Raw genomic sequence first — 13212 nt, 5'->3', positions numbered from 1 at the left:
CAACGTCTTTGTAGGGGTCTTTTATTTCTGTAAAAACAGATGGGCAAAGACTTTTGCATTGCCAAGCATGGTGTCCAGGCTGCAACACTCGTTGGGCTGATGGGCTTTTTGCCCCACTTTTGACCACACGGCGACAGGGTAACCCTGTCGCCGGAAATGAGCCGCCACGGTTCCGCCTCCTATCCCGCGAGGAAAGGCATCCAGGGAATAGATTTCCGAGATGGCCTTCTTCAATGCTTGAACGACGGGGGCATTTTCCGGCGTGGGCAAAGAGGCTTCAGTCTCCTGAACGGCCGTTATGTCGATCTTCACCCCGAAATCCTGTTCGATGGAGTCGGCTGTCTTCCTGATCTGTTGCCAGACGCCGGCAAGGCTGTAATCCGGGAGAACGCGGCAATCCATGAAAAAGACGTCCTCTCCCGGGATGGTGTTGACATTCGGGACGTTGGCGTCCTTTCGTGTCGGTTCGAAGGTGCTTACCGGCGGCTCAAAGAGCGCGTCGCTTCTGCTGAACAGGTTGTACAGTTCCGTCAGTTTCACAATGAGATGGGAGGCGGCCAGAAAGGCATTTCTTCCCAAATGAGGCTTGCTTCCGTGGCATTGCTTTCCCGTTGTCTTAACCCGAAGCCAGAGGATGCTCTTCTCCGCGATCTCGATCAATGACCCTTCCTCGTTGCCTGCATCGGGCACGACAATGAGGTCCGTCTTCCGGAAGGGATTCCGAGAATCCTTGAGGATAAAATCCAGGCCGAAAAGGCTTCCCGTTTCTTCGTCGGCGACAAAGGCCAGGCCGATGGAAGACTCCGGTTCTATTCCCTCATCCACCAGGGATCTGGCCGCGAAGAGGGACGCGATGAGGTCCTGCTGATTGTCTTCCGTGCCCCTTCCGAAGACGAGCCTGTCCGTGACGACGACCTGATAGGGGTCGTGGCTCCAGAAGCTCAACTCCCCGGGAGGAACGATGTCCAGATGGGTCAGAAGCCAGACTGTTTTCTCCGTATCCCTGCCCGGGAGCGTGACCAGCAAATTGGAGCGGATGCCCGAAGCCACTCTTGGATCGGGTGCGTTTATCTCAGAGGTATTCTTGAAGCCCCATTCCTGAAGGATCGATTTCAGAAAACCTGCCTTCTCGTATTCACCCTGCCCCCCGCTCTCAGGGGACAGGGCTGGAATGGCCGTCAAGGACCGCTGCATTTCAATCATTGCCTCTTCATAGGAATCAATTCTGCGGCATAATTTCTGGAACGCCTTCCGATCAATCATTGCCATTTATTCATCATCTCCCTCATGTGTTATAAATATCCCCCTGGGTAAAAAGGAACGCCCATCGTAACGGGTCGGAAACCAGCCGCTCGCTAAAAGGCGTCTTCCCGGTTTACCGTTCCGAACCTGGAAAGGGGGGCATCGAATTCCTTTTCCGGACCAAGCACGAGAATCACCGATTTCTGCGGATCAAGATATGCTGCCGCGACCCGCCTGACATCTTCGGCTCCGACGGCTGCAATCCTGTCGGGGTATTCCTCCAGAAAACTGCCGGGAAGACCTTTGTATTCAAGCATCATCTGTTGAAGGGCCACATCATCCGCGGTTTTGAACGTAAAAATGAAATTGTTGGCAATGGCGTTTTTGGCCCATTGCAATTCCCCGGTGCCGACCTCTTTTTCCTGGAACTCTCGTATAATCTCCTTTATCAGACCCAGGACTTGAGCGGTGGATTCAGCCTTCGTGAAGACATAGGCCTCGAAGATCCCATAATCCCTTCTCGCCTGATAAAAGCTTCCCGAACTGTATGCAAGCCCGCGATTGGTTCGAATCTCCTGAAACATCCGGGATTGAAAGCCGCCGCTTCCCAGAATGAAATCCAGGACGGTAAAGGGATAACAGTCCGGGGAGGATATCGGGGGGGCGAAAGAGCCATAAATAATGACGGATTGCGGCGTCTCCTTGGGAAGGAGCGTCAGGGATGCCTCGGTCTCCCTTCGAGGCGGGGGAAGGGCCGTCATGCCGGGATTGATCTCCTGCCAGTCGCCCAAACAGCGATTCAGCAGGGACAAGGCTTCCTTTACGGTGATGTCGCCGGAAACAGACAGCAGGATGTTTCCCGGGGTGAAATGAGCCCGGTGGTAGTTCAGGAGATCTGTTCGGGCAATCCTTTCAAGGGATTGAAGGGTTGAAAGTCTGCCCCGGGGATCGCCCCTGTACAGGAGCTTGCGATAGGTACGAAAGGCGAGATTCTGAGGATCGTCAGGTATCCTTCTCAGTTCCTCGATGTCCAGGTTTTTGGCCGTTGCAAACTTTTCTTTCTCAAAAACGGGATTTCTCAGGATCGATGCAAAGATCTCAAGAGCCCTGTCCAAATCCTTCCTCAGGACGGAGAGGGTCAGGAGGGTGTATTCCAGGTAGACGCCGCAGTCAATATCCGCAGCCATAAAGGCAAGCGCTTCATCGATTTCATCCCCGGAGAGAAGCTGTGTGCCGCCCGTCAGCAGCACACCGCCCACGAGATCGGCAAGACCTTCCTTCCCCGACGGATCGTGAGCGATTCCAGCCCTGACCAGGGCCGTCAGTTTTACGAGAGGCAGCTCATGATCCTCGGCGATGTAAAGGGGGATGCCGTTGGCCAGCGCCGCTATTTCCGCCCGGGGAATCTGAAACTTGAGAGGCGCATAGTGCAGACGCTCCGGGGGAATCAGAGTGTCGGGCTCGGCGGACGAGGCCGGGGCGACGCCATGGCAGGTAAAGGTGATTACGAATATCATGTTCAGGATCAGTAAGAGTGTTTTCATGGCTGAAGGTTGTTCATTCTAAGGGGTTTTTGAAAGCAAGGCGATGGTTTTGTTGTTCTGCGTAAAATACTGCCTGGCCACTCTCATCAGGTCATCCGGGGTGATATTGTCTATGATCTTCAGGTGATCAACAATGTAGCGATAGTCTCCGGCAACCGTTTCGAAATAGGAGAGCATGCTGGCCAGTTCCGCATTCGAATCCAGGCTGCGCACAAATGAGGCTTTGAGGGAATTTTTAATACGCTCCAGTTCGCGGTCTGAAACCGGTTCCTTTTTCAGCCGCTCCAGTTCGATCATCAAGGCCTCCTCCAGTTCAGCGAGGGAATGGGGATGACGAGGCGTGGCGAACAGTGTAAATAGATTCGGATAGCGGGTCCCCGGCATGCTGCTTGCCGAACGGACACTTTCCGCCACAGCCTTTTCCGCCACCAGGACCTTGTGGAGCCGAGAGACCCTTCCATCGGTCAGAAGTGCCTGGATCACGTCGAAGACATAATCATCATGCGACGGAAGGGTGGGTTTGTGAAATCCCATGACCAGTCTTGGATTGGCGTCAAATGAAACGGCGATTCTTCGTTCCCCCAGTTGCGGGGGCTCCTCCGTAATCCGTGATTCGGGTGGTTCCCCGGCGGGGATCGGCCCGAAATAGTTTGTAATCAGCCGCAGGACATCCTGATGGTGAATATTTCCGACGACGGCAATGACGGTGTTGCTGGGAGTATGGTATTGTTTCAGGAAGCCATCCAGATCTTTGATGCTCAGATAGCTCATGTCGTAAGGCCAGCCCAGAATCGGCCGCCCATAGGGATGGGCTATAAAGGCTGCTGCGAGAAACTGCTCCATGAGCTTTCCGTCGGGGTCGGACTCGATGCTCTGCCGGCGCTCTTCCATGATGACCTTCCGCTCGGCGTAGAACTCCCGAAACACCGGCGCCATCATCCGTTCCGATTCGATCCTGGCCCAGAGCTCCAGTTTATTGGCCGGTAAACTGACCTGGTAGGTCGTGACGTCCTGGCTTGTCGAAGCATTAAGCGCCTCAGCGCCGTTTTCGGAGTAGAGCCGGTCTATCTCGTTGGAAAGGACAAGGGTCCGCTGCTCATTCTCAAGCTCGTCCAGTCGGATCTGAAAAGAGTTCATCTTGGAAGGGTCCCCCTTTTCTCCCTTTCTTCTCTCCTGGTCCAGGGCGTCTCCGGTCCGGGCGATTTCATCGAGGATGCGTTTTTCGCGCCCGTAATTCTTCGTGCCTATGGTGCGGGTGCCCTTGAAAAGCATGTGCTCCAGGAAATGGGCGGTCCCTGTCTTTCCGCTCTGCTCGTCAGCGGCCCCGACCTTATGGCGGATGTACAAGGAGACGGTGGGGCTGAAATCCCTTTTCACCATCAAAATCCTCAACCCGTTTTCCAGGGTATATGTTTTAACCTGCTTTTCGAGGTCATAGGCGCAGGAAGAATCAGAAAGACAAAGAAGAAGCGCCGGGCAGCAAACCACGGCGGAAAAGAGGAAGCTGTAAAGACGGGTTCGGGCGATTCTATTCATCACGGTTTGATCCCCTTTTTTTGATGAAGGTGACAATGCGGAAAACGGAAAAAAGCAGGCCGGTGAAGCTGATCAGGATAATCAGGTTCGACGAGAAAAAGTATACAATAAACATGTGCGGATTTGTCAACGAATAGGCATGGATCAGATTGTCTATTCCCATGAGGAAAAAAAACAGTGAAGCACAGCCGACGCACACCGTTTTCAGCCAAAAGGTCAGCATGGGACGATTGTCTCCAAAATAGCCCGTAAACGCTCCCCTTTCCCTTGGAGATGCTTTTCCGCGGGACTCCTTCCTGTTGTTCGTTGCCGCATATCATAAATGGTGTATACTATCCGGGATTTTGTTCAAGAGCAACAGGAAAAATGAAGGGAGACAGGAGCAATCCTTTCAGCGAAGGATCACAGGGCGGCAAGAGGCGGAGAAACCGTCTTCCCGTAGGACCGAATCATGGATTTCAGCCTTCGGTAGTCGTCATAGGTAAAGTGTTCATGGCGGCAGGGAAGAAGGGTGTTGTTGTGAAAGAGGGGTTCGTTGACGAGATCGTAAGGCGAGGCGGAAACGGATCGGTTCCATAAACCGGTTCCGGGAATCGGCGAGAATTCAGCCAGTATGGGCTTCGCACCGTAGGAAAGAACAAAACGGATGCTTTCCTCCACCTCCTGGGCTGTCTGCCCCGGCAGTCCGCAGAGGAGATACATCCCGATCTCTGAAGCCTTGTACCCGGCTTGCTTGAGGCAGGACACGGCCCTCTCCAGATGTGCGTTCGATACTTTCCCCCCGGTTCGAACCTGCTGACCGGCGTCGGACGTTTCGAAGCCGAAGCGGAGGGTGCGGAAACCCGAGCGGAGCATCAACCTGCCGATTTTCTCATCGATACTGCGCAGGTGAAGGCCGTTCGGGCAATGGAACTGGCAGGACAGCCTCATTCGGATCAGCTCTTCCATCAGGGGAACGGCCATTTCCTCTGGATCCATCAGAAAGGCGTCGTCATAAAAGGAAAAGTGTGAAATCCCGAATCGACGGTTCCAGAAAGCGATTTCCTCGGCCACCCGTCCGGGGGAGCGCCGCCGGAAGCCGCTGTTCAGGATGTGGGAGGCGCAATACACGCAGCGGAACGGGCATCCCCGGGATGTCATGATGGGAAGCTGGCCTTTGTAAGGCAGCAAATCGAAAGCGGGATAGGGCAGCGTGTCCAGGTCGGCTGGATCCGGGAGGAATGTGATCTCCTGTCGAAGCAGTTCCTCAATGATGAATCGAAGATGCTGCTCCCCTTCTCCTGGAAGGACGTGATCGGCACCCGAACGCAACGCATGCTCCGGACAGAGGGTGGCATAGTTGCCACCGAGGAGAACGGGAACTCCGGGAAGAAGTTCCTTGACAATCCTGATGACATCGAACACCCCCGGATACCAGTACGTCATCATGGAGGAGACCAGAATCAGATCGGGAGAGGCGCAGGAATGCAGCTCCTGCCTTAAAAGACGCGGTGAAATGCCATAGCGGTGATAGTTGCGCGGTATGCCCTGCAGGGGGTCGGGTTTGGCGATGACCTCCCTGGGATACTGACCCTGTCCGAAGCCTTTTCTTTTCGGTTTCCTGATACCGCTGTCGTCACTCAATCCTGGATGGAGCGGATTCAGGCAGTCGATGAGCTGGACAGAAATGGAATTTTTCCGCAGGATGCCGGCCAGGTACAAGAGACCCAGCGGCTTGCTCCAGAAGTCATAGGCGGCAAAGTCATAGATCCAGGGGTTGATCAGCAGGACGTTTGCGTTTCTCATGACGTCGGTTTTGGAGGAAACGTTATAGAAGATGACGGTTTTTGTTTCATGTCTTATTCCCGATGTCGGCGCACCCCGGTTCCGAAACTCAGGAAGACCGGGATGAACACCCCATGACCATCAGATCCCTTGAAGAAGATAAGGCGTGATTTAAGCATAACCGACTGCCTGAGGACAAGATGAAAATGTCCCTTCTGGTTCGAATCGAAGCCGATCGGTTACAGGAGGGAGTTCACGTAACGAAGGCGGTTCGAGATCCGGATTGGTTGAACCGGCGGATCCCTTTACAGAACGAGACGCGTCGGTGATCAGGCGAATAATTCCTTGAACTTGCCACCTAGAACTGCTATAGTCTGATTTCTGTAAATATACGTAATTACGGGTACTTATTAGAGGGATCGACAAAAATGCTGAAAAACAGGAAAATCATACTGGGAATAACCGGGGGAATCGCAGCCTATAAAGCTGCGGAGCTGACCAGGCAGCTGGTGAAGGGGGGAGCGGAAGTCAAGGTTGTCATGACCCGCCATGCCCGGGAATTCATCACTCCGCTCACGATGCAGACCCTGTCGGGAGGCCCCGTGTTTCTGGATATGTTTGATACCATTAAAGATTATGAGATTGCGCACATCGCCCTAGCCGATTATGCGGATCTTTTGGTCATCGTTCCGGCAACGGCCAATGTGATCGGGAAGATCGCCTCGGGAATCGCCGATGACCTCCTGACAACGACGGTCATGGCCACAAGGTCGCCGGTCTTGATCTGTCCGGCCATGAATGTCAACATGTATGAGAACGCCATCGTCCAGGAGCAGGTCCGGAAGCTGGCCGGGTACGGATATCATGTCCTGGAGCCCGCGGCAGGCGAATTGGCCTGCGGCACATCGGGAAAGGGCAGACTTCCGGAAATTCCGAAAATCCTGGAGGAAATCGAATCTCTGTTGACGGTCAAGGATATGGTCGATGAGCATGTCCTGGTCACGGCAGGGCCTACCCGGGAACCTTTTGATCCCGTCCGCTTCATTACCAACTACTCTTCCGGAAAAATGGGCTATGCGGTCGCCACAATGGCCCGTCGGAGGGGGGCAACCGTGACCCTCGTCAGCGGCCCGGTGCAGCTGCCTATTCCTGCCGGAGTTTTCCATGTCTCCGTCTCGTCGGCAAGGGAAATGCGGGATGCCGTAATGGCTGCCCTTCCGGAAGCGACGGTGGTGATCAAGGCCGCAGCGGTGGCCGATTACAGGCCGGCGGTCAGGCAGGATCAGAAAATCAAGAAAAAAAATGAAGACTTGACCGTGAAGCTGGAACGAAACCCCGATATCATTCATGAAATCGGAGCAAAGAAGGAGGACCGGATCCTGGTCGGATTTGCCATGGAGTCCGAACATCTTGTTGAACACGCCATTGGAAAGATGGTGGCCAAGAACATGGACTTCATCGTGGCCAATGACGTCACGAAAGAGGGGGCCGGCTTTCAGGGAGATACCAATATCATCACGATTCTGGACCGGGATGGGGAGATGCAGGAGCTGCCGCTGATGGATAAGATGGAGGCGGCTGGAGTCATCCTGGACAAAGTCCGGGAAATTCGGGAACGCCGCCGCAGTCAACCCGAACAGAAGACGGAGTCCTTATTGTCTCTCTGGAAGACCGCCGGCGGGAAAAACAGGCTTCAATAAGATCATTTTGATGATGGAATCCGATCGTTTAAGAGAGGAGCTGTTGATGCTCGTCCGGTCACTCAAGAGCCAGCTTGAGCTTGAGCGGGATCTGCATCGCCCCCTGTCATGGCTGGCCGTGGGGGCAGAGAAAACGACGCCGCCCGGGAAAGAGCCTCCTGTTCCCGAAAAAGAAACGTCTGCAGTGCCGGGTGCATTGAGCATCGGGGAAGGATCAGCTCAAAACGGTCGATCTCTCGATGAGATATTCCGGGATGTGGAACACTGCTCCCTCTGTTCTTTGGGAAAAACAAGAAGGAATCTCGTCTTCGGAGAGGGGAGTCCCTGCGCGGAGCTGGTCTTCGTGGGGGAGGCGCCGGGCGCTGAAGAGGATCTGCAGGGAAGGCCCTTTGTCGGACGTGCCGGAAAGCTTCTGACCCGGATTATCGATGCCATGGGGCTGAAGCGGGAAAACGTCTACATCTGCAACATCCTGAAATGCCGCCCTCCGGGAAACCGGAACCCCCTGCCGGAGGAAATCGCGGCCTGTGAGCCCCATCTGGTGCAGCAGCTGGAGGCTATCCGCCCCCGGGTTATCTGTGCCCTGGGAACCTTCGCGGCCCAGACACTGCTGAAAAAGAAAGGCACGCCCATTACCGTGCTGCGTGGTCGCTTCCATGATTATCACGGAATCCCACTGATGCCGACCTACCATCCCGCCTATCTTCTGCGGAATCCGGCGGCCAAAAAGCAGGCGTGGGAAGATGTGCAAAAGATCATGAAAGTCCTCGGAGAGGAGAACTCAGGTGAAACATAAAGCACGGTTTTTTTTGATCCTGTGGCTGATCCTGGGAGGGACGGGTTTCCTGTCTGCCGCGGAAAGGCAGCCTGTCTATGACGTTATTCGCATCGATTCCGCCATTACGCCTCCTGTTGCCGATTACATTCTGCAGGGCATCGACGGGGCGGCAAAATCCGGATCAAATGGACTGGTTGTTCTTCTGGATACTCCCGGCGGACTGGACCTCGCGATGCGGGACATTGTAAAAGGCCTTCTGGGGGCGCCGATCCCCGTCATTGTGTATGTTTCACCCTCGGGAGCCAGGGCCGCATCAGCGGGGATGATCATCACGATGGCGGCCCATGTGTCGGCCATGGCCCCTGGTACCAACATCGGCGCGGCGCATCCTGTCGGCATCGGCATCGGGGGGGGAGGCGACAAGGTCATGATGGAAAAGGTGGAAAACGATGCCGTTGCCTATGCGATCAGCATTGCCAGGCAGAAGGGGAGAAACGAGGAATGGGTGGAAAGGGCGGTGCGCAAGAGCGAATCGATTCCAGCCGATCAGGCTCTCCAGGCGCGGGTCGTTGATCTGGTTGCCAAGGATTTGACCGAGCTGCTCGAGCAGCTTTCCGGCCGAGAAGTCCGGGTTGGCGAAAATGTGCGGGTTCTGGAAACAAAAGGGGCCATGCTCCGGGAAATTCCGATGAACCTTCGGCAAAAGGTCCTCACGACCCTCAGTGATCCCAATATCGCCTATCTCCTGTTTCTTCTCGGTGTCGCCGGCCTTTACTTTGAACTGGCGCAACCAGGGGCGATTCTTCCTGGCGTGATCGGCGGCATCTCCCTGATCATGTCTTTTTTCGCCATGCAGACCCTTCCTGTGAATTATGCGGGCATTGCCCTGATCCTTTTTGCCCTGATTCTCTTTATCGCGGAAATAAAGATCATCAGTCACGGGCTCCTGTCGGTGGGCGGCGTCATTTCCCTGCTGCTGGGTTCGCTTCTGCTTTTTGACTCTCCTGAACCGGCCTTGCGGGTATCCTTCAAGGTCATGATCCCCACTCTGGTGATTGTTTCCGCTTTTTTTGTCTTTGTTGTCAGTCTGGTTGTCAAGGCACAGATGGGGAAAAAGCACACCGGTTACGAAGAACTGATCGGTGCGGAGGGCGTTGCTGTGACGGACATTCACCATGCCGGCAAGACCTTTATAAGGGGGGAATACTGGGACGCATGGAGTGAGAAGCCTGTGGCGAAAGGGAAAAAAGTCACGGTAGAGGGCATTGAAGGGATGAAGATGCAGGTCAGGGAAATATAACCAAAAAAAGGGAGGGTGAATCATGTACGTGCCAATCGTTCTTGTCGTTCTGGTGGTGATGTTTCTGGCATCGGCCATTCGTGTTCTCAATGAATACGAACGGGGAGTGATCTTCCGGCTTGGGCGGATTCTCAACGTCAAGGGTCCGGGGCTTATTATTCTCATTCCCGTTATCGACCGGATGGTCAAGGTTGACATGCGGACTATCACCATGGACGTGCCGCCGCAGGACGTCATTACGCGGGACAATGTATCGATCAAGGTGAATGCCGTCGTTTATTTCCGGGTGATGGACGCCAACTCCGCGGTTATTCAGGTGGAGAACTACCTCTATGCCACCTCTCAGCTTTCACAGACCACCCTTCGGAGCGTCTGCGGACAGGTCGAACTGGATGAGCTGCTGTCGGAGAGGGAAAAGATCAATCTTCAGCTGCAGGAATTTCTGGACCGCAGCACGGACCCCTGGGGAATCAAGGTCTCCCTTGTGGAGGTCAAGCATATCGATCTGCCTGAAGAGATGAAACGGGCCATGGCCAAGCAGGCTGAAGCGGAACGAGAGCGGCGGGCAAAGATCATCTCCGCGGAAGGAGAATTTCAGGCGGCCCAGAAGCTCATTGAGGCGGCGGCTCTGATGAGGACCCAACCGATCTCCGTCCAGCTGCGTTATCTTCAGACCCTCAGTCAGATCGCCTCGGAGAACAACTCGACGACGGTTTTCCCGGTTCCCATTGAAATGTTCAGCCATTTTATAAAGGAAAAGGAATAAAAGGGAAGAGAGTGAACGGTGCCTCAGGAATGGACAGAAACCGGATCCTGATCTTGTGTGATTTTGATGGAACAACGTGCAGCAATGACATGGGCAATACGATCATGAACCGCTTTGCCGAGGGATGGCGGGAGATTGACCGGTCCTATTACACCAATGTCATCGGTTCACGGCTTGCCTACCTGCAGATTCAGCCGCTGTTCAAGGGGACAAAAAGGGAGATGGTCGATTACGCCCTGGGGGAGGAGAAGCTGGACCCCTATTTTCTGTCCTTCTATGCTTCCTGCAGAGAAAAGGGCATCGATCTGAAGATCCTTTCGGACGGCCTGGACTTTTATATTTCCTCCATTCTTCAAAAGCACGGATTGCAGGAGATAGAATTTTACTCGAACAGGGTTGTCTTCCGGGACGATGCCACCGTATCCATCGAGTTTCCGTCACCCCGAAACGGATGCGATCTTTGCGGGACCTGCAAGAGCACGATACTCGAAGCCCATCGGGAGGCCTACGATTTGATCATTTACGTAGGCGACGGTTATTCCGATGTATGCCCGTGCCAGAAGGCCGACCTGGTCTTTGCAAAACCGATCCTCTCAGAGAAATGCAGGAAGAGGGGGAAGGCCTGCATCGCCTATGAGAATTTCCGGGATGTGGGTGAAATCCTTGACGGAATACTGGCGGATACGGAAGATGCTGCGGGAAGTTCGCCAAGGCGCCGTCGGTGACTCAGGAGGCCCGTCCCGGCATGCCCCCTTCGTTCGTCGGTGAAGGCAGCGGTTCGCCCTGATTGGCCAAGAAGGCCGTCACCATTCCGACTGTCCCTCTGGACGGGGAAAATATTTCTTCCGGTACGCCCGTAGAATTTGCGCCGGCAAATGACCTGCTCCCTTTGGATAAGTAAAGGGATACAGGCGGTGAGGAAAACGATGCCGTTGCCTGCTGAAGAAAAATTTCGATGCGATCTCCTCTCGTGGGGTAGGATCATCAAGGATTCACAGAAGCTCTCGCGTATCATAAGGGATTCGGGATATTGTCCCGAGATCGTCGTCGCCATCGGCAGAGGCGGCTATGTTCCTGCCCGGATTCTCTGCGACTGCCTCCTCGTTCATGACCTTGCGTCGATAAAGGTCGAACATTGGGGAACCGCGGTCATGAACGAAAAGGCCTTCGTCAAGTATCCGCTCTGCGCCGAGATTCGGGGCATGAAGGTCCTGCTGGTCGATGACGTGACGGACACCGGCGACACCCTCCGGGTATCACTCCAGCACCTGGAAGCTCTTCAGCCGCGGGAGATACGGACCGCTGTCCTGATACACAAGACCTGCTCCACGGTGATTCCCCATTACTATCTCAGAAAAATCATAAAGTGGCGATGGGTCATTTTCCCTTGGCATACCCGGGAAGATCTGACGGAGCTCATTAAAAAGCTCAAAGCCGGGGGCATCTGCGATGAGGAGCATCTGAGGCGGAGCATGAAGGAAAAATATCGTATCGATCTGCCGATCCAGACGCTCCGGGAAATTAGTTCGATGATCGGATGACCACTTCAGCGGCGTTGAAACGTATCTGCCGAAGAGGCCGTCCGATGAGGGATGGAATGACGACAGAATTCTTCGAAGAAGAATCAATCCGCAGCGTTTGGATGGAGGAGGAACCCGCAGGTGGCTGGAAAAGAATTGAATTGCATCTATGGCATCTGTAACCTGATCGATACGCCGGGCATTTTCATGGAGGAGATTCTCCAGGAAACGGTTCAACTCCTGCCTTCCGCTTTGCGGTATCCTTCCATGGCCTGTGCGCGAATTCTCCTTGAGGGTCATCCTTACGAGACGGCGGATTATCAGGAGAGCAAATGGCGCCTGGAAGCTGACATCAAGGTGAAGGACAACGTATCGGGGATCATCGAGGTGAATTACCGGCAGGAACCCCCGGAAGACGGCGATGCTCCTTTTCTGCAGGAAGAAGTCAAGATGCTCGATATCGCGGCCAATTACCTGGGGCTGGTCATCGAGCGGAAACGGGCGGAGGAAGAGATAGCGCACCTGGCGACCCATGATGCCTTGACGGATCTTCCGACACTCCTGCTGGCCAGGGATCGTCTTGGAATGGCCATCAGCCTGGCTCGGCGGAATAAAACAGCCGTGGCGGTGATGTTTTTAGATCTTGATGGATTCAAGGCCATCAACGAGAGCCTCGGCCATGAAGCGGGAGATTACATCCTGATCAGAACGGGGCAGAGGCTCCTTGCCTGTGTTCGCGAAAGCGATACGGTGGCCCGCGTCGGGGGGGACGAATTTCTCATTATTGCTTCGGGGATTCATGACCTCGGGAATGCGGAGAAGATTGTTGAGCGAGTCCATGCCCTCATCTCCCAGCCAATCCTTTTCAAGAGGAACAGGACCATCGTCGGAGGCGCCAGTATCGGGATCTCCCTGTATCCGGATGACGGCGCCGAAATGGAGGCGCTGATCAAGCGGGCTGAAGAGGCCATGCATACCGCCAAGAAGAGCGGCAGGAAACCGTTTCGCATTGCCGATTCTTCGGTGTCCGCATGAAGGCCCCCCGCCTTTCAGGGTAGGGGT

At 54.6% G+C, this 13212-nt stretch carries 12 protein-coding genes; 7 read left to right on the top strand and 5 right to left on the bottom strand.

The features are described from left to right. Positions 1–21: 21 nt before the first annotated feature. The 5 genes from ACJ77P_RS07890 to ACJ77P_RS07870 all read right to left on the bottom strand — a co-directional run bounded on the left by ACJ77P_RS07890 (position 22) and on the right by ACJ77P_RS07870 (position 6107). Positions 22–1269 (bottom strand): M20 family metallo-hydrolase, encoded by a 1248-nt coding sequence (locus tag ACJ77P_RS07890; RefSeq protein ID WP_367359140.1) that lies wholly within the window; start codon positions 1267–1269, stop codon positions 22–24. A gap of 86 nt (positions 1270–1355) precedes the next feature. Next, entirely contained in the window at positions 1356–2786 is a 1431-nt protein-coding gene (locus ACJ77P_RS07885; protein ID WP_408997931.1) for a M16 family metallopeptidase, read from the bottom strand. A gap of 18 nt (positions 2787–2804) precedes the next feature. Then, positions 2805–4322, bottom strand: coding sequence for a M16 family metallopeptidase (locus ACJ77P_RS07880; RefSeq protein WP_408999411.1), 1518 nt, complete (start codon positions 4320–4322; stop codon positions 2805–2807). Further along, on the bottom strand, positions 4315–4545 hold the full coding sequence (locus ACJ77P_RS07875) for a hypothetical protein (protein WP_367359142.1): 231 nt from the start codon (positions 4543–4545) through the stop codon (positions 4315–4317). The genes ACJ77P_RS07880 and ACJ77P_RS07875 overlap by 8 nt, the downstream gene beginning before the upstream one ends. 179 nt (positions 4546–4724) lie before the next feature. After that, a complete protein-coding gene (locus ACJ77P_RS07870) occupies positions 4725–6107 on the bottom strand; it encodes a B12-binding domain-containing radical SAM protein (RefSeq protein WP_408997930.1) in 1383 nt (460 codons plus the stop codon). Positions 6108–6514: 407 nt separating this feature from the next. Between ACJ77P_RS07870 and coaBC the strand changes: the two genes are divergently transcribed. From coaBC to ACJ77P_RS07835, 7 genes are all read left to right on the top strand, one after another. Next, positions 6515–7786 carry a bifunctional phosphopantothenoylcysteine decarboxylase/phosphopantothenate--cysteine ligase CoaBC gene (gene coaBC, locus ACJ77P_RS07865; protein ID WP_367359144.1) on the top strand — a complete coding sequence of 424 codons (1272 nt, stop codon included), beginning with the start codon at positions 6515–6517 and terminating at the stop codon, positions 7784–7786. Between the two features lie 10 nt (positions 7787–7796). Next, positions 7797–8582, top strand: a complete 786-nt coding sequence (locus tag ACJ77P_RS07860; protein ID WP_408997929.1) for a uracil-DNA glycosylase family protein — start codon at positions 7797–7799, stop codon at positions 8580–8582. Continuing rightward, on the top strand, positions 8572–9864 hold the full coding sequence (locus tag ACJ77P_RS07855; RefSeq protein WP_367359146.1) for a nodulation protein NfeD: 1293 nt from the start codon (positions 8572–8574) through the stop codon (positions 9862–9864). The genes ACJ77P_RS07860 and ACJ77P_RS07855 overlap by 11 nt, the downstream gene beginning before the upstream one ends. A 22-nt stretch (positions 9865–9886) precedes the next feature. Continuing rightward, positions 9887–10630 carry a slipin family protein gene (locus tag ACJ77P_RS07850; RefSeq protein ID WP_367359147.1) on the top strand — a complete coding sequence of 248 codons (744 nt, stop codon included), beginning with the start codon at positions 9887–9889 and terminating at the stop codon, positions 10628–10630. 29 nt (positions 10631–10659) lie between these two features. Beyond that, entirely contained in the window at positions 10660–11355 is a 696-nt protein-coding gene (locus ACJ77P_RS07845) for an MtnX-like HAD-IB family phosphatase (RefSeq protein WP_408997928.1), read from the top strand. 201 nt (positions 11356–11556) lie between these two features. Next, positions 11557–12171 carry a phosphoribosyltransferase gene (locus ACJ77P_RS07840; RefSeq protein ID WP_367359450.1) on the top strand — a complete coding sequence of 205 codons (615 nt, stop codon included), beginning with the start codon at positions 11557–11559 and terminating at the stop codon, positions 12169–12171. A 120-nt stretch (positions 12172–12291) separates the two neighbouring features. Next, positions 12292–13185, top strand: coding sequence for a diguanylate cyclase domain-containing protein (locus ACJ77P_RS07835; RefSeq protein WP_408997927.1), 894 nt, complete (start codon positions 12292–12294; stop codon positions 13183–13185). Positions 13186–13212: the final 27 nt, after the last annotated feature.

Source organism: Syntrophus buswellii, assembly GCF_046097065.1.
Lineage (GTDB): Bacteria > Desulfobacterota > Syntrophia > Syntrophales > Syntrophaceae > Syntrophus > Syntrophus buswellii.
This window is presented reverse-complemented; position numbering and strand designations above follow the sequence as displayed.